22 protein-coding genes are annotated in these 24,135 nt (G+C 70.3%); 14 read left to right on the top strand and 8 right to left on the bottom strand.

The annotated features are described in order from the left end of the window. Positions 1-38: 38 nt before the first annotated feature. From ACIA5G_RS14565 to ACIA5G_RS14550, 4 genes are all read right to left on the bottom strand, one after another. Complete coding sequence (locus ACIA5G_RS14565; protein ID WP_395923353.1) at positions 39-1,484, bottom strand: non-reducing end alpha-L-arabinofuranosidase family hydrolase; 1,446 nt, start codon at positions 1,482-1,484, stop codon at positions 39-41. Between the two features lie 218 nt (positions 1,485-1,702). Next, on the bottom strand, positions 1,703-2,458 hold the full coding sequence (locus ACIA5G_RS14560; RefSeq protein WP_395923352.1) for an ATP-binding cassette domain-containing protein: 756 nt from the start codon (positions 2,456-2,458) through the stop codon (positions 1,703-1,705). After that, entirely contained in the window at positions 2,455-3,423 is a 969-nt protein-coding gene (locus ACIA5G_RS14555) for an ABC transporter permease (protein WP_395923351.1), read from the bottom strand. Before ACIA5G_RS14555 ends, ACIA5G_RS14560 begins: the two co-directional genes overlap by 4 nt. Positions 3,424-3,436: 13 nt before the next feature. After that, positions 3,437-4,534 (bottom strand): sugar ABC transporter substrate-binding protein, encoded by a 1,098-nt coding sequence (locus tag ACIA5G_RS14550; RefSeq protein ID WP_395923350.1) that lies wholly within the window; start codon positions 4,532-4,534, stop codon positions 3,437-3,439. Positions 4,535-4,700: 166 nt separating this feature from the next. Here ACIA5G_RS14550 and ACIA5G_RS14545 point away from each other — a divergent pair, with 166 nt between their 5' ends. Genes ACIA5G_RS14545 through ACIA5G_RS14530 form a run of 4 tightly spaced genes read left to right on the top strand, consistent with a single transcriptional unit; the run spans position 4,701 to position 9,662 of the window. Beyond that, positions 4,701-6,023 carry an enolase C-terminal domain-like protein gene (locus ACIA5G_RS14545; RefSeq protein ID WP_395923349.1) on the top strand — a complete coding sequence of 441 codons (1,323 nt, stop codon included), beginning with the start codon at positions 4,701-4,703 and terminating at the stop codon, positions 6,021-6,023. A 46-nt stretch (positions 6,024-6,069) separates the two neighbouring features. Continuing rightward, positions 6,070-7,116 (top strand): sugar ABC transporter substrate-binding protein, encoded by a 1,047-nt coding sequence (locus ACIA5G_RS14540; RefSeq protein WP_395923348.1) that lies wholly within the window; start codon positions 6,070-6,072, stop codon positions 7,114-7,116. 28 nt (positions 7,117-7,144) lie between these two features. Beyond that, positions 7,145-8,647, top strand: coding sequence for a sugar ABC transporter ATP-binding protein (locus ACIA5G_RS14535; RefSeq protein ID WP_395923347.1), 1,503 nt, complete (start codon positions 7,145-7,147; stop codon positions 8,645-8,647). Next, positions 8,637-9,662 carry an ABC transporter permease gene (locus tag ACIA5G_RS14530; RefSeq protein ID WP_395923346.1) on the top strand — a complete coding sequence of 342 codons (1,026 nt, stop codon included), beginning with the start codon at positions 8,637-8,639 and terminating at the stop codon, positions 9,660-9,662. The genes ACIA5G_RS14535 and ACIA5G_RS14530 overlap by 11 nt, the downstream gene beginning before the upstream one ends. Before the next feature lie 4 nt (positions 9,663-9,666). On the opposite strand, the gene ACIA5G_RS14525 is transcribed toward ACIA5G_RS14530, so the two are convergent. The 3 genes from ACIA5G_RS14525 to ACIA5G_RS14515 all read right to left on the bottom strand — a co-directional run bounded on the left by ACIA5G_RS14525 (position 9,667) and on the right by ACIA5G_RS14515 (position 13,197). Then, complete coding sequence (locus tag ACIA5G_RS14525) at positions 9,667-10,371, bottom strand: FadR/GntR family transcriptional regulator (RefSeq protein WP_395923345.1); 705 nt, start codon at positions 10,369-10,371, stop codon at positions 9,667-9,669. A 244-nt stretch (positions 10,372-10,615) separates the two neighbouring features. Then, a complete protein-coding gene (locus ACIA5G_RS14520) occupies positions 10,616-11,989 on the bottom strand; it encodes an endo-1,4-beta-xylanase (protein WP_395923344.1) in 1,374 nt (457 codons plus the stop codon). Between the two features lie 218 nt (positions 11,990-12,207). Beyond that, the gene (locus ACIA5G_RS14515; RefSeq protein WP_395923343.1) at positions 12,208-13,197 is read right to left on the bottom strand and encodes a PaaX family transcriptional regulator C-terminal domain-containing protein; all 990 of its coding nucleotides are present in this window, start codon (positions 13,195-13,197) and stop codon (positions 12,208-12,210) included. Between the two features lie 211 nt (positions 13,198-13,408). Here ACIA5G_RS14515 and ACIA5G_RS14510 point away from each other — a divergent pair, with 211 nt between their 5' ends. The 10 genes from ACIA5G_RS14510 (at position 13,409) to ACIA5G_RS14465 (ending at position 23,903) form a co-directional block, all read left to right on the top strand. Next, positions 13,409-14,326, top strand: coding sequence for a transporter substrate-binding domain-containing protein (locus ACIA5G_RS14510; RefSeq protein ID WP_395923342.1), 918 nt, complete (start codon positions 13,409-13,411; stop codon positions 14,324-14,326). Further along, entirely contained in the window at positions 14,323-15,213 is an 891-nt protein-coding gene (locus tag ACIA5G_RS14505; protein ID WP_395923341.1) for an amino acid ABC transporter permease, read from the top strand. Before ACIA5G_RS14510 ends, ACIA5G_RS14505 begins: the two co-directional genes overlap by 4 nt. Next, positions 15,210-15,995, top strand: coding sequence for an amino acid ABC transporter ATP-binding protein (locus ACIA5G_RS14500; RefSeq protein ID WP_395923340.1), 786 nt, complete (start codon positions 15,210-15,212; stop codon positions 15,993-15,995). The genes ACIA5G_RS14505 and ACIA5G_RS14500 overlap by 4 nt, the downstream gene beginning before the upstream one ends. Next, complete coding sequence (locus ACIA5G_RS14495; RefSeq protein ID WP_395923339.1) at positions 15,992-17,131, top strand: CapA family protein; 1,140 nt, start codon at positions 15,992-15,994, stop codon at positions 17,129-17,131. Before ACIA5G_RS14500 ends, ACIA5G_RS14495 begins: the two co-directional genes overlap by 4 nt. Next, on the top strand, positions 17,128-18,366 hold the full coding sequence (locus ACIA5G_RS14490) for a CaiB/BaiF CoA transferase family protein (protein WP_395923338.1): 1,239 nt from the start codon (positions 17,128-17,130) through the stop codon (positions 18,364-18,366). The genes ACIA5G_RS14495 and ACIA5G_RS14490 overlap by 4 nt, the downstream gene beginning before the upstream one ends. Continuing rightward, positions 18,363-19,379, top strand: coding sequence for a 2-hydroxyacyl-CoA dehydratase (locus ACIA5G_RS14485; protein ID WP_395923337.1), 1,017 nt, complete (start codon positions 18,363-18,365; stop codon positions 19,377-19,379). The genes ACIA5G_RS14490 and ACIA5G_RS14485 overlap by 4 nt, the downstream gene beginning before the upstream one ends. Next, a complete protein-coding gene (locus ACIA5G_RS14480; RefSeq protein WP_395923336.1) occupies positions 19,376-20,611 on the top strand; it encodes a 2-hydroxyacyl-CoA dehydratase in 1,236 nt (411 codons plus the stop codon). Before ACIA5G_RS14485 ends, ACIA5G_RS14480 begins: the two co-directional genes overlap by 4 nt. Positions 20,612-20,673: 62 nt before the next feature. Then, positions 20,674-21,552 (top strand): transporter substrate-binding domain-containing protein, encoded by an 879-nt coding sequence (locus tag ACIA5G_RS14475; RefSeq protein WP_395923335.1) that lies wholly within the window; start codon positions 20,674-20,676, stop codon positions 21,550-21,552. Positions 21,553-21,581: 29 nt separating this feature from the next. Beyond that, complete coding sequence (locus tag ACIA5G_RS14470) at positions 21,582-22,508, top strand: hypothetical protein (protein WP_395923334.1); 927 nt, start codon at positions 21,582-21,584, stop codon at positions 22,506-22,508. Positions 22,509-22,520: 12 nt separating this feature from the next. Further along, positions 22,521-23,903 carry a DUF6351 family protein gene (locus ACIA5G_RS14465; RefSeq protein WP_395923333.1) on the top strand — a complete coding sequence of 461 codons (1,383 nt, stop codon included), beginning with the start codon at positions 22,521-22,523 and terminating at the stop codon, positions 23,901-23,903. 42 nt (positions 23,904-23,945) lie between these two features. Here ACIA5G_RS14465 and ACIA5G_RS14460 read toward each other — a convergent pair whose 3' ends face one another. Continuing rightward, positions 23,946-24,089 (bottom strand): hypothetical protein, encoded by a 144-nt coding sequence (locus tag ACIA5G_RS14460; RefSeq protein WP_395923332.1) that lies wholly within the window; start codon positions 24,087-24,089, stop codon positions 23,946-23,948. Positions 24,090-24,135: the final 46 nt, after the last annotated feature.

Here is a 24,135-nt window from a genome sequence, read left to right as displayed (position 1 = left end):
AGGAGTGCCTCGGGGCCTCTTCGAGCGGGTGGAACCGGCTAGCGCTGCAGCGTCAGGACGCCCGGCCGCCACGGCAGCTGGTCGTACGGGCCGCTCGCGCCGGGGTTCTTGCCCTGGTAGAGGAACTGCAGGTTGCACGGATCGATGGTCTTGGTCTGGTCGGGGTTGGTGCGGACCAGGTCACCGTGGCTGATGTCGTTGGTCCAGGAGGCGCCGCTGTTGGCCTTGCCGGCGAAGGGGTTGCTTTCACTGGCGGCCTGCGGGGTCCACGACCCGCTCAGGCTGGTGGAGGTGAACGAACGGAAGTAGCGCCCGTTCGCGCCCATCGCCTCGACGATCATCAGGTACTGGTTCTGGCCCTGGACCTTGTAGACCTCGACGGCTTCGAAGAGGTTGGCCTGCGTGTCGCTCATGATCGTCGTGTAGTTCGAGCCGAAGCTGCCCGGGAAGTTCCCGATCGGCATGCTCGCCCGGTAGATCTTGCCGTTGTCACCGGCGAAGAACAGGTACATGTTCGAGCCGTCGGCGATCAGCGTCTGGTCGATCGGGCCGGTGCCGGAGCCGGAGATGCTGCCGGTGAACAGCGGCTGCGGCGAGGACCAGCCGTTGGGGTTGGTGGGGTCGCTCGACGTGCGGTAGATGAAGGGCCAGGCGCCCCACTGGTAGGCCAGCACCCAGATGTTCTTCGGCGCGAAGTAGAACAGCGTGGGCGCCACGGTGCCCTGGTTCATCCCGTTCTGGCCGGCCGAGGCCATGTCGGACCAGTTCGTGAAGGGAGTGAAGGCCATCGAGCCGTACGACGATCCCGAGACGTTCGACGCATAGACGAGGTGCTTGCCGTTGTAGACGACGTTGGTGAAGTCCTTGAGCGAGACCCACCCGTTCTTCGGCGTCGCCAGCACCCCGCTCGAGCTCCAGCGGTAGGTCGAGGGAAGGGAGCAGCCGGTGCCGCCGCCGGTTGTGGTCGTGGTCGTGGTCGGCGTGGTCGACAGGCCCGTCCACTTCTGGTTGCTGCCGCCGTTGCACGTCCAGAGCGCCACCGCGGTGCCGTTGGCCGTCGCGGCGCCGGTGACGTCCAGGCAGAGCCCGGACTGCACCCCGGCGATCGAGCCGTCGGAGTTCAGCCGCCACTGCTGGTTGGCCCCGCCGTGACAGGTCCAGATCTGCACCCGGGTGCCGGTGGTGGTCGCGCTGCCGGGCACGTCGAGGCACTTGCCGCCGTACACCGTCAGCTGGCCGCCGGAGGTCGACGTCCACTGCTGGTTCGCCCCGCCCGAGCAGTCGTAGATCTGCAGGAGGGCGCCGTCGGCCTGGCTGGTGTTCGCGACGTCCAGGCACCGGCCCGAACCGGCGCCGCGCAGCGCGCCGGTGACGTCGGCCGCGGCCGCGCCGGCCCCCAGCGTCACCGCCAGTGCCACGGTTGACGCGGCGGTGAGCAAACCGATCAGGGCTCGGACCCTGCGGCTGGTACTTCCTCTGTTCATGACGACCTTCTCCCGGCGAGCGAGACGAGTGTTATCGCTAACATGCGTTGCGCCACCCTGGTCGTCCGGGAGAAGAAATGTCAATCCGGCGGCCGGGTTCTCGACGGCTCGGACGCCGGGCCGGGCGGCCGGGCCACCTCACGGCCACCGCGGTAGGTCCACAAAGGACATCGAGGCGATGAAAGTTACATTTCCGAGGGTCGCCGCACCGCGAAGCACTAGGCTCCGTCGTCGAGGCGGTACTCCGCGTTCACCAGCTCGAGGAGCTCGGCCACCGACGTGTCCGCGGACCGCCGGTCGAAGGTGATTTCGCCGTGCTGCAACAGGTTGACCCGATCGCAGACGTCCATCACCTGCCCGTAGTTGTGGGCGATGAGGATGATCGCGATGTCCCCGCGCTGCTTCAGCTCCCGCAGCAGGCGCAGGATCACCGCGCTCTCCTTGGCGCCCATCGCGGCGAGCGGCTCGTCGAGCAGCAGCAGCTTCGCGTTCGAGTACACCGACCGGGCCACCGCGATCGCCTGCCGCTGGCCACCGGAGAGCATGCCCACCTCGGCGGTCACCGACGGGATGTTGATGCCGATCGAATCCAGCGTCTCCCGCGCGCGGCGCTTCATCTCGCGGCGGCGCAGGAACGGCAGCGGCCGGTGCGTCAGCTCGCGGTTCAGGTGCAGGTTCAGGTAGACGGGCAGGTCGTTGACCATCGCCAGGTCCTGGAACACCGTCTCGATGCCCAGCGACCTCGCGTGCACCACGGACTTCAGCGTGATCGGCTCGCCCTCGAAGAGGATCTTCCCGTGGTCCGGCTGGTGGTAGCCGGTGAGGATCTTGATCAGCGTCGACTTGCCGGCGCCGTTGTCCCCGATGAGCCCGAGGATCTCACCCCGCCGCACGCGCAGGGTGACGTCGGCGAGCGCCTCGACCGGGCCGAACCTCTTGCTGACCTCCTCGATCCGGATGACCTCGCCGGTCATGTCAGCTCCCGGGATCCGACGCGGTTGCGGGCGACGATCAGCGTCACGTTCAGCACCATCGCGCCCAGGATGGCGGCGCCGAGCACCAGGTTGAACGCGTTCGCGCTGACGCCGGTGAGGTTGAACCCGTCGAACACGATGCCGAGCAGCAGGGCGCCGAGGAACGCGCCGACCACCGTGCCGGAACCGCCGAGCAGCGCCGTGCCGCCGATCACGGCCGCCGCCACCGCGAAGAACATCGTGGTGAACCCGCCGTTCGTCGGGTCGTACGAGCCGACCCGGGTGCCCTGCAGGATGCCGGCGAGCCCGGCCAGGGTGCTGGTGACCGCGAAGTTGACCACCTTCACCCGGTTGACCGCGATGCCGGACTCCGCGGCGCCGACCGGGTTGCCGCCGGTGGCCTGGGTGTGGATGCCGAACCGGGTCGCCGAGAGCACCACCTGCATGAGGACGACCACACCGACGGCCCACAGGAACTCGCTCCAGCGCGACCCGCCGAACACCTCGACCACCCAGCCGTCCTTCGGCGCACCGACCGGGCGGGCGTTCGAGATGATGAGCACCAGTCCCTGCAACAGGAACGCCATGCCGAGGGTGGTGATGAACGAGGGGATCGTCAGCACCGTCCGGATCAGTCCGTTCACCACGCCGATCAGCGAGCTCACCACGATCGCGCCGAGCAGCGCGAGCCACAGCGGCCAGCCGTTGACGGAGAACAGCGTCAGCAGGAACGGGGAAAGGGTGAACACGAAGCCCGCGGACAGGTCGATTTCGCCGCAGATCAGCAGCATCACCTGCCCCGCGGCGATGATCGACCACGGCGCGACGTACTGCGCGATCGTCTGGTAGTTGTCCAGGGAGTTGAACGCGTCACTGGTCACCGTGAAGTAGATCCCCGCGGCGATCGTGACCAGCAGGATGCTCAGTTCCTTGACCCGCATCACGCCGAGCAGCAGTGACCTCACCGGTATCGCCCCGCTACCGGCTCAGCACCGACGCCGGCGGCACCGGGATCGAGCCCGGCATGGCGATCACGTCCTTGTTGTCGCCGCCTTCGAACCGGCTGCGGGCCGTCGCGTACGGGCCGACGTTCTCCTTGGTGACGAACGTGAGCCCGGTGTCGGTGACCGGCGGGGCGACCAGCGTGCCCGACAGCCGGAACAGGTACAGGTAGAGCACCGACAGGAAGCCCTGCAGGTAGGGGGACTGGTCGATGGTGAAGTCGAGCGCGCCGTCCTTCACCCCGGTGACCGTGTCGTCGAGCAGGTCGAACCCGCCGCCGCCGATCTTGCCGGCCAGCTTGCGGTCGGCGATCAGCTTCGCGCACGCGGCGGTGCTGCCGGCGTCGACCGCGTAGATCCCTTTCGCCGCGGTGTTCCCGGTGTAGGCGGCGGTCATCGCGTTGAGCTCGCCGGCCTGCTCGGCCCCGGTGTTCACCGACTGGACGCGCACGCCGGGTGCGGCCTGCTTGAGCGCGTCGGTGATGCCGTCGAGCCGCGGCTGGACGTTGTTGCCGCCCGGCTGGGAGATGCCCACGATGATGTCGCCGGAGGTGACCTTCTGCGCGATGCGCTGTCCCATCCGGAACCCGGACAGGTACAGGTCCTGGCCGACGTAGGTGAGCGGGTAGTTGCCGGCGGCGTTGGCGTTGTAGGCGAGCACCGGGATGCCCTGGCCCAGCGCCCGCTTGGTGAGGTCGGTGAACGCGTTGTCGTCGGTCAGCGCGACGGCGATCCCGTCGACCTTGCTGTTGATCGCGGTCTCCATGGCGCTCGCCATCTGGGCGACGTTGCCGTTCTCCGAGCCGGTCCATTGCGGCTCGGGTACGCCGAGCAACGCGGCGGCGTCGGCCAGTCCGGTCCGGGTCGGGACGAAGAACGAGTTCGTGGTGACGTGGTTGACGAACACGAACCGCCACTGCGGGGTGCTCGGGAACGGCCCGGACTTGCCCCCGTTCTGCGCCTCCTGGACGCCGGTGCACGCCGCGAGCAGTGCGCTCGCGGCCACCGTCCCGCCGCCCATGCCCAGGTATTTCAGTGCGGTTCTTCGGGAGGTGGTGCCTGTTTCAGCAGTCATCGTGTCCCCGCGTTCGTCTCAGTGGACCGGAGCGGAACTGTCATCGACGGTAGCAGACGTATGATGTCTCGACCAGCTTCTCTGCGTGATCGCCGGACTTCTGGACAATCGGCCGGGCGGGGCGTACCTATACGTATGTTGTCTGTCCCTTGAGTTCGTGTGAGAGGTGACGACGTTGCCCGAGGTGATCAGCGCGATCGAAGCCGTGGACGTGCGTTTCCCGACGTCGCTGAACCTGGACGGGTCCGACGCGATGAACCCGGAACCCGACTACTCCGCCGCGTACGTCACCCTTCGGACGAGCGCGGGGGAGGAGGGGTACGGCCTCGCGTTCACCGTCGGACGCGGCAACGACGTGCAGGTGGCCGCCGTCCGGGCGCTGGTGCCCCTGGTCGCGGGGATGCCGGTGGACGACGCACTCGCCGATCTCGGGGGTTTCTCGCGCCGCCTGACCGGCGATAGCCAACTCCGGTGGCTGGGTCCCGACAAGGGCGCGATCCACATGGCCGCGGCGGCGATCGTCAACGCCGTGTGGGATCTGCGGGCGCGCCGCGAAGGCAAGCCGGTCTGGCGGTTGCTCGCCGAACTGCCGCCGGCGGAGCTGGCCGACCTGATCGATTTCCGGTACCTCCGGGAAGCGCTTACCCGGGACGAAGCGCTGGACATCCTCCAGCGCGCCGAACCGGGCCGCGCGGCCCGCCAGGCCGAACTGCTCACGTCGGGCTACCCGGCCTACACCACCACGCCCGGCTGGCTCGGTTATTCGCCGGACAAGCTGGCGGCACTCGCGGCGGAGGCGGTCGAAGGCGGGTTCACCCAGATCAAGCTCAAGGTCGGGGCCGACCTCGACGAGGACGTCCGGCGGCTGCGGCTGGCGCGGGAGGTCGTCGGACCGGACGTGCGGATCGCGATCGACGCCAACCAGGCGTGGGGCGTCGAGCAGGCCATCGCGTGGCTGCGGCCGCTGGCGGAGTTCGACCCGTACTGGATCGAGGAGCCGACCTCGCCCGACGACGTGCTCGGCCACGCCGCGATCCGCCGGGCGGTGGCGCCGATCAAGGTGGCCACCGGGGAGCACACGCACAACGCGGTGATGTTCAAGCAGCTGCTGCAGGCGGAGGCGATCGACATCCTCCAGCTCGACGCGAGCCGGGTCGCCGGCGTCACCGAGAACATCGCGATCCTGTTGCTGGCCGCGAAGTTCGGCGTGCCGGTGTGCCCGCACGCGGGCGGGGTCGGGCTCTGCGAGATGGTGCAGCACCTGGCGATGTTCGACTTCGTCGCGGTGAGCGGCACCCGGGCCGACCGGGTCATCGAATACGTGGACCACCTGCACGAGCACTTCGTCGACCCGGTGCGGGTCGAGCGGGGGAGGTACCTGGCGCCGGACCGGCCGGGCCTCGGAGCCCGCATGCACACCGAATCCGTCGCGCGCTACCGGTATCCCGACGGTCCGGCCTGGCGCGCCGAAGCGGTGGTGGTCGCGTGACCGCCGGCCCGCACATCTTTCTGCAGCCTGTCAACGAGGAGAGGTCATGAAGATCCGCTACCTGTGCTCGGCCGCCGTCGTCGCTGCCGGCCTGCTCGCCGGCTGCAGTGGCGGTGGCACCGCCGCTTCCGGCGGAACCGTCGTCGGCGTCGACTACCCCCGCTCCGACACCGACTTCTGGAACGCCTACATCAAGTACGTGCCCCAGCTGGCCGGCCAGCTCGGCCTCGAGCTCAAGACCACTAACTCGCAGAACGACGTCGCCACCCTGACCGCCAACGTGCAGACGATGATCAGCCAAGGCGTCAAGGGTGTTGTCATGGCGCCGCAGGACACCGCGGCGATCATCCCGACGCTGCAGCAGCTGGCCGGGAAGAAGATCCCGGTCGTGTCCGTCGACACCCGTCCCGACCAGGGCAACGTCTACATGGTCGTGCGGGCGGACAACCGTGCCTACGGCGAAAAGGCGTGCCGGTTCCTCGGCACGAAGCTCGGCGGTCAGGGGAAGGTCGTGATGTTGCAGGGCGACCTGGCGTCGATCAACGGACGAGACCGCACCGAAGCCTTCAACGACTGCATGAAGCAGAACTTCCCCGGCATCACGGTCTTCGGTGAGGCCACCAACTGGGACGCCAACACCGCGGCCCAGAAGCTGCAGACCCGGCTGACCGCGAACCCGGACATCAAGGGCGTCTACATGCAGTCCAGCTTCGCCCTCTCGGGAACACTGCAGCTGCTGAAGCAACGGGGCCTGCTCGTGCCGGCCGCCGACCCGAAGCACGTGTTCATCGTGTCCAACGACGGGATCCCCGAAGAGCTCGAGAAGATCCGGGCGGGCGAGATGGACGCGACCGTCTCCCAGCCCGCGGACCTGTTCGCCAAGTACGCGCTGCAGTACGTCAAGGACGCCATCGCGGGCAAAACCCCGGCGCCGGGCAAGACCGACCACGACAGCACCATCGTCGCGGTCCGCGAGGGCTTGATGGAGGACCAGCTGGCCGCGCCCCTGGTCACCGCGGACGGCGCCACCTTCGGCCCGGTCGCCAGCGTCAAGGTCGACGACAAGTCCCTGTGGGGCAACAGCAAGAGCTGACCGCACCGGCTTCGGAGAGGAGGTGGACATGAGTACCGTGCCGGTCGTCGAAGCGCGGCAGGTGGTCAAGCGCTACGGCGCCACCGTCGCGCTGGACCACGCCGACCTCACCGTCCTGCCGGGACAGACGCACGCGCTCGTCGGCCGCAACGGCGCCGGGAAGTCGACGCTCGTGTCCGTCCTCACCGGCCTGACCGGACCGGATTCCGGCTCGCTCCTGCTGAACGGCGAACCCGCGCCGGGACTGTCCGATCGGGACGCCTGGCGATCGCTGGTCGCCTGCGTGTACCAGCGCTCGACGATCATCCCCGACCTTTCGGTGGCGGAGAACCTGTTCCTGAACCGGCAGGAGACCGTGCGCGGATTCGTCCGCTGGTCCGCGGTGCGCCGGGCCGCGACCCAGCTGCTCGAACGCTGGTCGGTGGACGTCGACGTCCGCCGGCCCGCGGGTGAGCTCGGGGTCGAGCAGCGGCAGTTCGTCGAGATCGCGCGAGCGCTGTCCTTCGGCGCGCGGTTCGTCATCCTCGACGAGCCGACCGCGCAGCTGGACGGCGGCGCCATCACCCGGCTGTTCGGCCATATCGCGGACCTGCAACGGCAGGGCGTGACGTTCCTGTTCATCAGCCACCACCTGCAGGAGGTCTACGAGATCTGCGACACGGTCACGGTCTTCCGCGACGCCCGGCACGTCCTGACCGCGCCGGTCGCCGAGCTTCCGAAGGCCGGCCTCGTCGCGGCGATGACCGGTGAGAACGCGATCGTGGCCGACGAACGCCCGTCGTCGGCGCGGTCCGGCTCGCCCCCGGTGCTCCAGGTCCGTGGGCTCAGTCTTGCCTCGAAGTACGAAGGTGTCTCCTTCGACGTTGCGCCGGGGGAGATCGTCGGCCTGGCCGGGGCCGGCGGCAGCGGCAAGACCGAGGTCGCCGAAACGCTGACCGGGCTGCGGGCGGCCGGCTCGGGCACCATCCTCGTCGGGGAACACCGTCCTCGCCCCGGCGACGTCCCGGCGGCACTCGCCGCCGGGATCGGCTTCGTCCCGGAAGACCGCCACCGGCAAGGGCTCGTGCCCGACATGTCGGTCGCGGACAACACCACCCTGTCCGTCATGGACCGGCTCGGCCCGGGCATCTTCGTCCGGTCCGGCCTTCGTGACCGGCTGGCCGGGACGATGATCGACCGGCTGGAGGTGAAGACGCCCGGCCCGGAGCTCGCGGTGTCGGCGCTCTCCGGCGGCAATCAGCAGAAGGTCGTGATGGCCCGGGCACTCGCCGGCGATCCCCGGGTGCTCGTGCTGATCACCCCGACCGCGGGGGTGGACGTGCGGTCGAAGGAGTTCCTCCTCGGCAAGGTGGCCGAAGCCGCCGCCGGGGGGACCGCGGTGCTGATCGCCTCGGACGAGCTGGACGACCTGCGCCTCTGCGACCGCGTGCTGGTCATGGTGCACGGACGGCTCAGCACCGAAATCCCCGCCGGCTGGCCGGACCGCGAGGTCGTGGCCGCCATGGAAGGAGTCGACCTCGATGCCGGATAGCCCTGCCGCCGTGCGCGCCGAGGAACGGACCGAGCCCGCGGCCGCCCGGCCGCCGCGGCGGATCGCCCTCGCCCGCGTGCGCGACTTCGCCCTGGTGCCCGGGATCGTCGCGATCGCCGTGGTCGGCCAGCTGGTGAACCCCGTGTTCCTCCAGTACGACAACCTGATCAACATCCTGCAGACGATGTCGGAGATCGCCCTGCTGGTGCTCGCCCAGACGCTGGTCCTGGTCGTCGGCAAGATGGACCTGTCGCTGGAGTCCACGTTCGGCCTCGCCCCCGGCGTGGCGGCCTGGCTGACGATCGGCGGCGGCCATTCGCTCGGGCTCCTTCCGACGTGGGCCGCGGTGCCGGTGGTGCTTCTGGTCGGGGTGCTGGTCGGCGCGCTCAACGCGCTGCTGATCGTCCGGTTCGGGCTGAGCGGGTTCGTGGTCACCCTCGGCATGCTGATCGTGCTGCGCGGCCTGCTGACCGGGATCTCCGGCGGCCAGACGTTCTTCGGGATGCCCGATTCGATGCTCTACCTCGGCACCACGCTGTGGGCCGGGATCCCGGCGTCCATCTGGATCTGTGTGCTGCTGTTCGCCGGCGGTGTCGTCCTGCTCGGCCACACCCGGTTCGGCCGCAGCCTCTACGCGATCGGCGGCAACGAGGACGCGGCGAAGGCGGCGGGCATCCGGACCGACCGCATCGTGTGGATCGTCCTCATCGGAGCGAGCGTCCTGGCCGCGCTCGGCGGGCTGCTGCTCTCGGGCCGGCTTGCATCCGTGGCGGCGGGGCAGGGGAACGGCTACATCTTCACGGTGTTCGCCGCGGCGGTGATCGGCGGAGTCAGCCTGAACGGCGGCCGCGGCACGGTTTTCGGGGCGTTCACCGGGATCCTGCTGCTGTACATGATCCAGAACGTGCTCACGCTGGCCGGGGTGCCCGCGCAGTGGATCGGGGCGCTCAACGGCACGATCATCCTGGTCGCGCTGGTGATGTCCCGGATCACCAGCGGCAAGCGGCAGGGCTGAGGCGCTACCCGTCTTCGAGGTTCGGGAAGTCGGCCAGGTGGGCCCGCAGCCAGCGTTCGGACGTGTCCACGTGCATCAGCGCGGCCGCGGTGGCCACGGCGGGGTCGCGGCCGGCCAGCGCGTCGTAGATCGTTTTGTGCTGGGACAAGGTCTCGTGCGTGACGCCCCGGTCGACGGTGCCGCGCCAGATCCTCGCCCGCAGCGTCCGCGAGGAGATGCCGTCCAGCAGCGCCGTCAGGGTTTCGTTGCCCGTCGCGGTGACCACCGCGCGGTGGAAAGCGGCGTCGAGCACCGTCAGGCGCTCGACGTCCTCGACCGCATCCTCCATCGCGTCGAGCAGCTCGGCGACCGTGCGGAGCTGGGCGTCGGTGATCCTGGTGGCGGCCACGCCGGTCGCGGCGGGCTCCAGGAGGCGGCGCACCTCGGTCAGCTCGAGCACACTGCCCTGCATGAGCGACACCGCGTTGCCCAGGCCCTCCAGCAGCAGGCTGGGCGCGAGGCTGGTGACGTAGGTGCCGTCGCCCCGGCGGACTTCGAGGACCCGGGCCAGCTCCAGCGCCTTCACGGCTTCCCGCGTCGGACTGCGGGAGATGCCCAGTTCGGTGGCCAGTTCGTGCTCGGGCGGCAGCCGGGAGCCCGCGGGGAACCGCCCGGATCGGACGAACTCCCGGATGCGGTCGATCGCTTCGTCGGTCAGGGACCTCGCCATGGTGCTCCTCGGGCAGTGACTGCCCGAGATCCTATCAGTCGTATGATGAATGTTGCGAAAGCGAGGACGTCTTCGCCTGATTCGATGGGTTCAAGCGGGCTGGGTTGCTCTCGGTTACTGAGACATGTGATGTTCCGTCGGTTCGGCATCCTCGTGGGTCTCAAGTGGGTCGAGCGTCGAAACACCACCAGCCCGTCCGCGAAGTCCCGGTTCGCGGACGGGCTGGTGACGACTCATGGGCGGGTCAGGAACTGCTGCAGCTGACGCTGGGCCAGTTCCGGTTCCCGTTGTGCTGGATGGTGACCCCCCAGTTGTTGCCGTTCCCGTTGGGGGTCGCGACGAGGACCTGGCTGCTGGGCCAGGTGGCGTTGATGTTCCAGGTGGCGCTGATCCTCGCGGGACTCGGCACGGTCATGGTGACCGTCCACGAGCTGGAGCCGCTGACCGAGACGTTGAGGTTGTACCGGTCGCTCCAGGACTGGCCCGCCGAAAGTGAGGCGGTGCAACTGCCGCCGCCCGGTGTGGTGGTCGGGGTGGTCGGTGTGGTGGGACCGGTCGGGGTTGTGGTCGGTGTGGTGGTCGTGCCTCCGGAGTTGAGGACGTTCAGCACCGAGTTGTAGGCGGACTTCTTGTTGCCGCTGCCGTCGAAGAGAAGGGGACTTTCGTTGGAGCGCCAGGAATCGCTGTCCCGGACGCCCCACACGGTGATGCCGACGCAGCGCGCGACGTTCATGCACGCCTGGGTCAGGGCCGCGTACTGCGAGGTGGACGCGTTCGTGACGTCGACTTCGGTGAGCGCCACGTCGACGCCGAGTGCGGCGAAGCTGGAGATCGTGGTCTGGAGGTTGCTCGGGACCGAACTGCCGCCGGTGAAGTGCGCCTGCAGGCCGACGCAGTCGATCGGCACTCCGCGGGACTTGAAGTCCCGCACCATGTTGTACACACCCTGGGTCTTGCCGTAGCTCCAGTTGTCGATGTTGTAGTCGTTGTAACAGAGCTTGGTCGACGGGTCGGCCGCACGTGCGGTCTTGAACGCGACCTCGATCCAGTCGTTGCCCGTGCTCTGCAGGTTCGACGAACGCCGGCTGCCGTCTTCGTTGAACGCCTCGTTGACGACGTCCCAGTAGGCGAGTTTGCCCTGGTAGTGGGCCATGACCTTCTGGATGTGGTTGATCATGGCGTTGCGCAGTGAACTGCCGCCCATGTTCTGCATCCAGCCCGGCTGCTGGGCGTGCCAGGCGAGGGTGTGGCCGCGGACCTTGGCGCCGTGGCCGACCGCCCAGTTGTAGATCTGGTCGCCGGCGGAGAAATTGAACTGGTTCTGGTTCGGCTCGGTCGCGTCGGGCTTCATCTCGTTTTCGGCCGTCACCATGTTGAACTCGCGTGACGCGATCGTGGTGTAGGTGGAATCACCGAGCCTGCTGCCGGCGATCGCGGTGCCGAAGTACCGGCCGGACTGCGCGGCCGCGGCGCCCAGTGTGCTGGCCGCGGCATCGGCGCCCGGCGCGGTCACCAGAACAGTGGCTGTCGCGGCAACGGTGGCCGCTGCCGCCAGCACGCGACTGGCCGGCGACTGCCACCACTGCTTGCCGCGTGGGCCCGACGAACTTCTTGCCATCCGTGGTCTCCTTCCAGGCGCACGCCCAGGAAAAGCCCACCCGAGGACCGGTCCCCGCCGGAACGGGCACCAGGTCGCCGGTGACCTGGACGATCTGATGACGCTCACTTACTGCGAGCAGCAGAGCACGGCGCTTCCTCACCAGGCAAAGAGTTTCGATCGACTTTCGGACCCGGGCCCGAAACACGTGCCGGCACGTGCGATGCGGAAAGTGCCGCTCACCGGTGGCGCGCGTCGTCCAGGCGGCGGGCTTCGGCGGCCTGCTCGAACGGCGTGTCGCCGGAGGGATGGCGGTCGCCCAGGTCGGCGAACAACGCGGCCACCTGCACGGAGTCGTGGTGGGTGGCGAACTCGGCCAGCGCGGGGTCGGTGGCGGCCAGCACCTGCCGGAACCGGAGCTCGGCGAGCGGGCCGAGGCGGTCGTAGATCTGCAGGAACACCTTCTGGGCCCGGTCGCGGGCCCAGTCGGCCGGCAGCAGCTCGGCGGGCAGGTCGGGGTCGGTCTCCGGGAAGTGGCGCCAGTCCACGCGCAGTTCGGTGCGCGTGCGCAGGGCCTGCGCCGGGCTGATCAGGCCGGCGTCCAGGCCGGTGAGCACCTGCTCGTAGCGCTCGACGAACTGTTCGTACTCCCGGGCGAGGGGCTCGAGGTCGAACGCCGCGACCGCCGCGCTCGAACCGGGGACCTCGGTGGCGCGGAAGACCGTCGCGCTCCGGAGGTCGAGCTCGCGCAGTGCAGTGAGCGCGGGCCCGGTCAGGTCGTGCGGGCTGACCCACACCCCGTCGTAGAGGGCGGCGAAGCGCAGGACCCGCAGCCGCGAACGCAAGGCCGTGCGCAGCCCGCGGTCTTGTTCCGGCACCGAGAAGGTGACCACGGTCCACTGCCCGTCCCAGTCGGGCGCGGTGGTGCCGAAGGTCAGCATCCGCTGGGTGCGCTCGATGATCACCTCGGACGTCCGGGCGGGGATGCCGTAGGCGGTCGTCCGCCCGCTTCGCGACACGGTGAGCAGGCCGCGGGCGGCGAGACGGCGGATCGCCGCCCGCGCGCTCGCCGCGCTGATGTCGAACTCGCCGAGCAGTTCCACCAGCGCGGCCGACGGGATGTGCTCGTCGCGCCAGTACCAGAAGTCGCCGAGCAGGGACGTCAGCAGCAGCTGGGGTTCGGCTCCCTGCTGGGAGCGGGGCAGCGGCCCCGAGGACGTGGCTGTCATCGCGCGCTCGCCTCTTCCGCGGCTCGGTCCGGCGGCCGGCCGGGGTCGCCCGCCGCAGGTGTCCATGGTGGCAGTGCGGTCCGGGTGGACGCACCGAGGGGTTGAATCACGCGACACATCATGCGACGATCGGCGCGCAGATAGCAACCAATCGATCCTTCAGGTTCCCGCGCCGCCTGTTCAGGGTGGCCTTCCGCAGGAAGAAAACGACATGGGTTCCTCACTTCGTCAATGGCGTCGAAGCTCGCTCGCCGTGGCCGCCGCCGGGCTCGTCCTGGCCGGCTGCACGGTCGACGAGGGCGCGGCCACGGCGCCCACGGCCGCCGCCCTGACCGCCGACCAGGCGCTGCACGACCAGCTGCCGCAGGCGGTCAAGGACTCCGGCGTCCTCCGGTTCGCCGGGGACTCCCACCCGCCGTACCGCACCGTCGGCCCGGACGGCAAAACGGTGACCGGCATCGACCACGACTTCCAGGAGGCGCTCGGCCAGCTCCTGGGCGTGCGCACGGAAATCACCATCGTCAGCGGCCTCCCGGCCGCGCTGCAGGGCATGCTCAGCGGCCGTTACGAGGCCTTCAACGGGCCCGTCAAAGCCACCGCCGAACGGGAGAAGCAGTTCGACACCGTCACCTGGATGACCACCCGCACCTCCTACGTGATCCCCGAAGGCTCCGCCGCCGGTGTCAAGCAGGCCGCCGACCTGTGCGGCAAGCGGGTCGCGGTGGTCACCGCCAGCGTGGTGGAGGACCAGCTCGCCAAGCTGTCCACCTTCTGCCAGGGCAGTCAGCGGCCGGCCGTGCAGGTGGTGGGGCTCGACGACACGAACGCCACCCTGCTGGCCGCGAAGTCCGGCCGCGCCGACGCCGCCGGGATGACCCAGGCCGCCGCGATCGACGTGACCACCCAGCAAAAGGGACAGTACGAATACGTGACGCAGACCGAGGAGCAGGGCGCCACGAAGGACAACCTCGCGCTCTACACCCCGAAGGCCGGGAAGCTCGGCCCGGTGCTGCAGAAGGCCTTCGAGGAGCTGTTCCGCAACGGCACCTACACCCGGATCATGCAGAAGTGGGGCCTGGGCGACGTCACGGTCCCGCAGCCGCTGTTCGACGTGGCGTCGGCGAAATGACCGCGATGTCCACTGTGGAGGAGACGGCGACGTCCCCCGACGACGTCGCTTCGGCCCGCGGCCGCTTCCGCCCGCTGCGCTGGTTGTTCGTGCTCGTGCTGGTGGTGCTGCTCGCCCAGCTGGTCGTCTTCCTGGTCGGCAACAACCGGTTCCAGTGGGACGTCGTCGCGAAGTACCTCTTCGAGAAGAGCGTAATGGCGGGCCTGGGCACCACGGTGCTGCTCGCGGTCGCGGCGATGGTGCTCGGCTCGCTGGCCGGCGGGGTGGTCGCGGCCATGCAGCTGAGCGGGTTCGGGCCCGCCCGCTGGGTGGCGACGCTGTGGGTGGGCCTGTTCCGCGGCATCCCGCCGCTGGTGCAGCTGATCTTCTGGTTCAACCTCGCCTACCTGCTGCCGAAGCTGTCCCTCGGCATCCCCTTCGGCCCGGTCTTCGGGACGTGGGACGCCAACACCGTCATCACGCCGCTGACCGCCGCGGTCATCGGCTTGTCCCTGGTCGAATCGGCCTACCTGGCCGAGATCTTCCGGGCCGGGGTGTCGTCGGTCGACCCCGGCCAGCGCGACGCCGCCCGGGCGATGGGCTACACCCCGGGGCAGACGCTGCTGAGGATCGTGCTGCCGCAGGCGATGCGTGTCATCATCCCGCCCGCGGGCAGCCAGTTCATCAACGTGCTCAAGGGCACCGCGCTGGTGTCGGTCATCGCGATGTCGGACCTGCTGCACGCGGTGCAGGTGATCTACAACCGCACCTACGAGATCGTGCCGATGCTGCTGGTCGCCTGCTTCTGGTACCTGGTCGTCGTCACCCTCTTGACCGCCGGGCAGCGCCGGCTGGAGCGCCGGTTCTCCCGCGGTCACCTCCCCGTCGCACCGAGGAGGAACCGATGACCGAGCCGGTGCTGCGGATCAGCGAGGTCCGCAAGGAGTTCGGGCCGGTGACCGCGCTCGCGGGCGTCAGCCTCGACGTGCGCGAGGGGGAGACGGTCGTGGTGATCGGACCGTCGGGCTCGGGCAAGTCGACGCTCGTCCGGTGCGCGCACCAGCTGGAGTCGATCGACGGCGGCGCGATGTACCTCGACGGCGAGCTGCTCGGCCACCGGCGCTCCCCGGGCGGCCTGCGTGCCCTGAACGAACGGCGGATCGCCGCCCAGCGCCGCCGGATGAGCATGGTCTTCCAGCAGTTCAACCTGTTCCCGCAGTTCACCGTGCTGCGCAACGTGACCGACGCGGCGATCCGCGTCCACGGGCGCGACCGGTCCACTGTGGAGCAAGAGGCGCGTGAACTGCTGGAGCGGATCGGCCTGGCCGGCCGCGAGGGCCACTACCCGCGACAGCTTTCGGGCGGGCAGCAGCAGCGGGTCGCCATCGCGCGGGCCGTGCTGGTCCGGCCGCGGGTCATGCTGTTCGACGAGCCGACCAGCGCGCTCGACCCGGAGCTGGTCGACGAGGTCCTGGCCGTGCTGCGGACCCTCGCCGCGGCGGGGACCACGATGGTCGTGGTCACCCACGAGATGGCCTTCGCGCGCGAGGTGGCCGACCGGTGCGTGTTCATGGAAGCGGGCCGGATCGTCGAGGAGGGCCCGCCGGGCGAGTTGTTCGCGCACCCGCGGACCGACCGGCTGCGGGCCTTCCTGTCTCGTCATCTGTCCGAAAAGGAGGGTGTTTCGTGATCACTGTCGGCGCCGTCGGCGACCTCATCCTGGACGAGCCGGATCCGGAGTTCTTCCTCGCCCCGGCCGCGCCGGTGCTGCGCGGCATGGACCTGGCGATCGGGCACGTCGAGGTGCCGCATTCGACCACAGCGGTCCAGCGCAGCACCGACGTCCCCGCGCCCCCGGCGGACCCGGAGGCGCTGAAAGCGGTGGCCGGCGCCGGGTTCGCGGTGGTCACGCTGGCGGGCAACCACGTCTACGACGCCGGCGACGGGGGACTGGCCGACACCATCGCCTATTCGCGTGCGGCGGGGATGGTGACGGCCGGCGCCGGGCCGGACCTCGTGCAGGCGAGGCGCCCGGCGATCGTCGACCGGGGTGGCCTGCGGATCGGCGTGCTGTCCTACAACTGCGTCGGCCCGCGCGACTCCTGGGCGACGTCCCGCAAGCCCGGCTGCGCCTACGTCCACGTGCTCACCCACTACGAACTCGACCACGCGAGCCCGGGCGGCCCGCCGAAGATCTACACCTTCGCCGACCCCGACAGCCTGGAGGCGATGGCCGAAGACATCCGCAGCCTGCGAGCCGAGGTCGACGTGGTGCTCGTCTCGCTGCACAAGGGCGTCGGGCACACCCCGGTGGTCGTCGCGATGTACGAAAGCCCGGTCGCCCGCGCGGCGGTCGACGCCGGTGCCGACGCGGTGTTTTCCCACCATCCGCACATCATGCGCGGCATTGAAGTCTACAAAGGACACCCGATCTACCACGGGCTCGGCAACTTCGCCACGGTCACCCACGCGCTGACCCCGGGAGCCGGTGTCGGCGCGGACGAACTGCGTGCCTGGGCCGAACGCCGGACGAAGCTCTACGGCTTCGCGCCCGACCCGGACATGCCGTTCTTCCCGTTCCACCCCGAAAGCCGCAACACCGCCATCGCCTTCTGCCGCTTCGACGAGACCGGGCTGCGTGAGGCCGGCTTCGTCCCGTGCTGGATCGACGACCAGGGCCGGCCGGTGCCGGTCGGCGGCACGCCGGAAGGCGAGGCCGTGGCGAAGTACGTCGAGGACATCACCCGCGGGGCCCGCCTCAACGGCCGGTTCACCACCCGCGGCACCGAAGTGCTCGTCGATCTCTCCGAAGGGGTTCCCTCATGACCGACCAGCCACTGGCCGGCCGCACCGTCGTCGACCTGACCACCGCGCTCGCCGGGCCGTACGCGACGCTCCTGCTCGCCGGGCTCGGGGCCACCGTGATCAAGGTCGAGAACCCGGCCACGGGCGGGGATTCGTCCCGCAACAACGCGCCCTACGTCGGCCGCGACGGCCTCAACCTCGCCCGAAAGCACGAGGACGACCTCTCGGTGTCGATGCTGCTGCGCGGCCGCAACAAGCTCAGCGTCACCCTCGACCTCAAGAACCCGCGCTCCCACGCGGTGTTCACCGACCTCGTCCGCGACGCCGACGTGCTGGTGGAGAACTACAGCCCGGGCGTCACCGACCGGCTCGGCATCTCCTACGCGCAGATCCGCGAGATCAACCCCCGGCTCGTCTACACCTCGATCAGCGGGTTCGGCGCCCAGGGCGGCCCGGGTTCGGGCAAGGCGATGGACTCGATCATCCAGGCGCTGAGCGGCGTGATGATGACCGCCGGCGAGCCCGACGAGGGCCCGGTCCGGTTCGGCCTGCCGATCGGCGACCTGCTGGCCCCGCTGTTCGCGGTGGTCGGCACGGTGTCCGCGTTGCTGCAGGCCGAGCACACCGGTGAGGGCCAGCATGTCGACGTGTCGATGCTCGGCGCGCTGACCTCGTTGGTCGCGTGCGAGCCGTTCGACGCCTTCGACGCGGTCGGCCTGCCCCAGCGCACCGGGTCGATGGTGCCGCGGCTGGCGCCGTTCGGGATCCTGCCGGCTCTGGACGGCTATCTCGCCCTTTGCGCGCCCACGGACGCGTTCGCCCACGGCGTGCTCCGGGCGATCGGGCGGCCGGACCTGGCCGAGGACGAGCGTTACCGCACGCGTGACCAGCGAGTCCGCGCCGCGGACGAGCTCCACGACCTCATCCGCGAGTGGTGCCGGGTGCGCCCACTGGAGGAGATCCTCGCCGCGTTCACCGCCGAGGGGGTGCCCGCGGCCGAGGTCCGCGAGCCGCGTGAAGCGGTCCGCGACCCGCTGGTGCTGGCCCGCGAGGAGGTCGTGCCGCTGACGCACCCGCGTCACGGCGCGGTGGCCGACCTGGCCGGCACCGGGGTGCCGATCCGGTTCTCCGGCGCCCGCGTCTCCCTCGAGCGGCCGGCGCCGGGGCTCGGGGAGCACAACAACCACGTCTACCGCGAGCTGCTCGGCTACACCGAAGAGCAGCTGGCGGAGCTGGTGGCGGAGGCGGTCATTTGAGCGCGCCGACGGTGGGGTACGTCGGCGCCGACGTACCGGTCGAGCTGATCACCGCGGCGGGGTTGCTGCCCGTGCGGCTGGCCGGGAAGCCCGGCGAGGACAGCACGCTGGGCGACCGCTACCTCGGCCGCGGCGTGGACCCGGTCGCCCGGTCGATCCTGACGCGGATCCTCACTGGCGCCTACGGGCCGCTCGAAGCCATCGTGGTCTCCCGCGATTGCGAAGCTTCACTGCGGCTGTTCTACGCCCTGCGGGAGCTGCACCGGGTCGAGCCGGAGCTGCGGCTGCCGCCGGTGCGCCTGGTGGACGTCCTGCACCTGCCGCACCACACGACCACCCGGTACGTTCATGCGAAGATCGCGCAGCTGCGCGAGTGGCTGGGCCGGTGGCGGCCCATCGGTGACGACGACCTCGCCGCGGCGATCACCGCCCACGACACGCTGCGGCGATCGCTGACCCGGGTCGCTGCCCTGCGCCGGGCGAACCGGCTGAGCGGCACCCGGTTTCTCGAGCTGGTCGCGGCGACCACCAGGCTGCCGGTCACCGCGGCCACCGCGCTCGCCGACAGTGTGGTCGCCGACCCGTCCGAGGCCGACGGCATTCGGCTGTTCCTCACCGGAAGCTCCCACGACGACCCGGCGGTGTACCAGGCGTTGGAGCGCAACGGTTTCCTCGTCGTGGGGGAGGACCACGACTGGGGCGAGCTGCTCTTCGCCCGCACCTGCGCGGCGCCGACGGAACTCGCGCTGGCCGAGCGTTACCAGCACAACGGCCCCTCCGCGCCGCGCGCGTCGATCCGAGCTCGCGCCGCGCACACCGCCGCGGCCGCCCGCGCTTGTGATGCGGAAGTCCTGTTCGCCTACGCGCGTGTCCACGACGACGCGCCGCCGTGGGACTTCCCGGAGCAGCGGGCCGCGACAGGCCTCCGTTCGGTCTTGGCCGAGCGTCAGCCCTACGGCGAGCTGACCGAGGACGCGCTTGCGGCGTTGCTCCCGGCGGGAGCCCCGGCATGACCGCCCGGCTGGCCTCGGCGACCACCGCGACCGCCCACCAGCGCGAGTGGTTCGCCGCGATGCGGGCGGAGGTCGCCGCCGGTGCTCCGCTGGCGCTGGTCAACGCGGATGCGCCGCAGGAGATCTTCCGCACGATGGGCATCCCGTACGTCGTCAACCAGTGGTGGGCCTCGATCGTCGCGGCGAAACGCCAGACCCAGCGCTACCTCGGCCTGCTGCGGGACCGCGGCTATCCCGACTACATCGAGCAGTACAGCGCCACCTCGCTGGCGTCCGCGTTCGAGGATGACCCGGGCCAGGCACCGTGGGGCGGGCTGCCGACACCGTCGATCGTGCTCGGCGAGACCACCGGCGACGCGTCCCGCAAGATCTTCGACGTCTGGGACGCGCAGCCCGGCGTCACCTACTACCCGCTGGAAAGCGCGGCGGAGAACGCCGTGCCCGAGCGGTGGTGGGAGCTGATGCCGCACCGCTGGGAAGAAGCGATCGGCAGCGACCGCCTCGACCTGCTGACCGGCGAGCTGACCGGGCTCATCCGGTACCTCGAGCAGACCACCGGCCGGGTGTTCTCCGAGACCCGGTTCCGCGAGGTCCTGGACCTGGTCAACGAACAGCAGGAGTGGAACCGCCGCACTCGCGACCTGATCGCCGCCGCCCGGCCGTGCCCGATCGCCGTCACCGACGGCATCCCGAGCGTCATGGTGCCCCAGTGGCACCGCGGCACCGAGTGGGCGCGCGACGCGGCGCGGGCGTTCCACGACGAGGTGCGCGACCGGATCGAGACCGGCGTCGCGGTGTGCCCGGACGAGCGGCTGCGGCTGATGTGGGTCGGCCGCGGGTTGTGGTTCGACCTCGAGTTCTACCAGCGGTTCCAGCGTTCGCACGGCGCGGTCTTCGTCTGGTCCATGTACCTCGCCATCGCGGCCGACGGCTACCTGCGCTACGGCGACGACCCGCTGCGCGCCCTCGCCGCCCGCTTCGCCGCGTTCAGCGACCAGCTCTACACCCCGCCGTGGTCGGCCGAGTGGTACGTCAAGGAAGCCCGGCACCACGGTGTCGACGGCGTGGTGCACCTCGTCTCCGACGACGCGCGCGGCAGCTACTTCACCACCCGCGCCCTGCGCGCGGCGGGCATCCCGGTGCTGGAACTGCCCGCCGACAACGTCGACGCCCGCACGGGCGCCGACCTGACCGCGCGGATGACCGCGTGGCTCGACGACTTGAAGAGCTGACAGCCGACCTTAGCCAAGGATGACCTCCCATGCGATCCCTCCTTCGTCAACGACGCCGAAGCATGATCCTCGCAACCACTGCCCTCGGGCTGGCCGCCACCGGATGCACGGTGGGAAGCGGCCCCACGACCCTCGCGACGGCGACGGACCTCCCGGTGGCCCAGTCCCTGCACGACGCGCTGCCGCAAGCGATCAAGGACGCCGGGGTGATCCGGTTCGCCGGTGACTCCCATCCGCCCTATCGCACGGTCGCGCCGGACGGGACGGTCACCGGGATCGACGCCGACTTCCAGGCCGCGATCGGGCAGGTGCTCGGGGTCAAGACACAGACCATCGTCGTCGCCGGGCTGCCGGCCGCGCTGCAAGGCATGCTGGGCAACCGGTACGACGCGTTCAACGGCCCGGTCAAGGCCACCGCCGAGCGCGAGCGGCAGTTCGACACGATCACCTGGATGACCACCCGTACGGCCTACGTGCTGCCGAGCGAGTCGACGGGGATCGCGCGGGTCGAAGACCTCTGCGGCAAGCGCATCGCGGTGGTGACCGCCAGCGTCGTGGAAGAGCAGCTGAACAAGCTGTCCCGCTTCTGCACGCAGAGCAAGCGCCAGGCCACGCAGACCGTCGGCCTCGACGACACCAACGCCACGCTGCTGGCCACCCGCTCGGGCCGCGCGGACGCCGCGGGCATGACGGAGGCCGCGGCGATCGACGTGAAGCAGAAGCAAGGTGCGTACAAGTACGTCACCCAGACCGAAGCGCAGGGAGCGACGAAGGACGACCTGGCGTTGTACGTCCCCAAGTCCTCGAAGCTGGGCCCGGTGCTGCAGCAGGTGTTCGAAGAGCTTTTCCAGGACGGCACGTACGTCGGGATCATGTCCCGCTGGGGGCTCAACCAGGTCTCGGTCCCGAAGCCGGTCTTCAACGCGGCCACGCCACGGTAACGCCCCTTACTGTCCGGAAAGGACTCCCGATGAAGAACGCCATCTTCGGACCCGCTCTCGTGGCCGCGGTGACGGTGCTCGTCGCGGTCACGGCGGCGGTCGTCCCCGGTTCCCCCGCGGCCGAAGTCGCTTCCGCGCCGGCGCCGCCCGCGTCCGCGGTGTTCCACCCGGTGGTCCGCGAGGGTGCGGCCCGGACGGGGGACTACGCCGCCGAGTACACCGTCTACCGGCCCGCCGACCTGGACCGGGTGCGCGGCCGCCTGCCGGTCGTGGTGTTCGGCAACGGCGCGTGCCGGCACACGAGCAACAACGAGCTGCTGACCCTCGAGACGCTGCTCGCCGCGCACGGGTTCGTCGTGGTCGCCGTCGGCGGGTTCGACCAGCCCGCCCTGACCGAGAACGGCAGTCCGGAACCGAAGGTGATCACCGACGCGATCACCTGGGCCGAACGCGAGAACGGCCGCCGGGGGAGTGCCTTGCGGGACCGGCTCGACACGCGGCGGATCGGCGTCACCGGCCACTCGTGCGGTGGCATCGAAGCGCTCGTCGCAGGTGCGGATCCGCGCGTGAAGTCGGTGCTGTCGCTGGACAGCGGGTTCTTCGCCGACGGCACCCTCGGTTACGGCCGGGAGAACCTGCGGAAGCTGCACACCCCGGTGCTGTTCGCCGACGGCGGCCCGGACGACGTCGCCTACCCCAACAGCGGGGCGAACTACGACCTCGTCACCGTCCCCGCGGTCCGGGCGACCAACCCGGCCGCCGGCCACACCGGGTTCGTCTACGGCCAGCGGGCCGGCAACCCCGACCCGAGCGTCCGCGAGGAGGCCGTCCGGGTCCTCGTCGCCTGGTTCGACTTCACCCTCAACGGCAACCGCGCCGCGCGGGACTACTTCCTCGGCCCGGACTGCGGACTGTGCGCCACCCCGGGCTGGACGGTCACCAGCAAGAACTTCTGACAGGAGCAGTGCATGAGATCCCTACGTCTTCGCGGGTTGGCCGTGGCCGTGGTGCTCGCTGCCGGGCTTCCCGCGACAGCCCACGCGGCCGAAGCCGAGACCCCGTGTCCGGGCGTCTCGGCGCGGTGTGTCGACGGGCAGCTGACCGACGGCACGCCGTACACCTTCGCCAAACCGGACCGGTGGAACGGCGCCGTGCTGGTGGACCTCGACTTCGCCGCGGGCGGACTCTCGAGCCCGCTCACCGCGAGCCTGCTGCACCGCGGCTACGCGGTGGGCGGCACCACGCGCACGGTCACCGGCTGGAACATCGCGCAGGCCGTCAACAACCAGGCGGCCGCGCTCGGCCGCTTCGAAACCGCGTTCGGCCGCGCCAGGTTCACGATCGCCGAAGGCCGCTCGATGGGCGGGATGGTCGCCGCCGGCGTCGCGCAGGTGCACCCCGGCCGGTTCGACGCGGCGATCCCGATGTGCGGCGGCCTCGGCGGCGCGGTGGGCCAGTGGAACCAGAAGCTCGACACCGTCTTCACGCTCAAGACGCTGTTGTTCCGCAACTCCGCCCTCCCGGTGACCGGCATCCCCGCCGACGTCCCCGGGCTCCAGCAGCAGTGGATTTCGGCGATGACGTCGGCTCAGGCGACCGCGGCGGGCCAGGCGCGGATCGCGCTCGCGGCGGCGATCGGCCAGCTGCCGGGCTGGGGCCTGGCCGCCGACGGAACGACGACCCCGGTCCCGGACGGCCGCGACGCCGACGGCGTCGAGCAGGGAATGTTCCTGGCGCTCGCGGGCGGGCCGCTGCCGTACCTGGGGCAGGCGGTCAGCAGCCGGCGGGCGATCGAGCAGCTGGCGGGCGGGAACCCGTCGTGGAACACGGGGGTCGACTACGCACGCCAGCTCACGATGGCCGAACCGAGTCAGCAGAACGCCGTGCGACGGCTGTACGAGCGGGCGGGGCTCGACCTGCGCGCCGATCTCGGCCGGCTCGCCGCCGAACCTCGTGTGGCCGCGGATCCCGCGGCCGTCCGCTACCTGGAGCGGGGCATCGTGTTCACCGGTGACCTGCGGATCCCGGTGCTCACGGTCAACGGCACCGGCGACCAGATTTCGACCGTGGCCCAGCAGCAGTCGTACGGCACGCTGGTCCGCCGGGCGGGCAACGAGTCCCTGCTGCGGCAGACCTACGTCCGAACCGCCGGTCACTGCACTTACACCACCGGCGAGCAGCAGGCGGCGATCGACCGGACGCTGACCCGGCTGCGCACCGGGCACTGGCCCGACACGGCACCGGCGACGATGAACCACCTGGCGGCCGCCGTGGACGGCGTGCCGGGACGGTACCTGCCCTACACGCCGCCGCGGTTCAACCGGATGTACCCCGCGGGCGGCAGGGGGTAGGTGCTCCCCGTCCCGGCGCGCGCCGGTTCCCGTTCCTGGTGATCAGTCCTTCCGGGACGCTTCCGCCGTTCGGTGCGCCGTGGCTTCCCGGGTTCGGTCCGTCGCCCGCTCCAGCTCGGTGGCCAAACTCTGCGCACGTTCGGCGGCGAGCCGGCGAGCGGCTTCGATTTCCAGCAGCCCGGTCATCGGGGTCCCCTCTCGTCGAGGCCCGATGGTCACGCCCGGATCTGTG

It is taken from the genome of Amycolatopsis sp. NPDC051758, assembly GCF_044453095.1.
GTDB lineage: Bacteria > Actinomycetota > Actinomycetes > Mycobacteriales > Pseudonocardiaceae > Amycolatopsis.
Note: the sequence above shows the minus strand (reverse complement) of the source record. Positions and strands in the feature narration are given on the sequence as shown.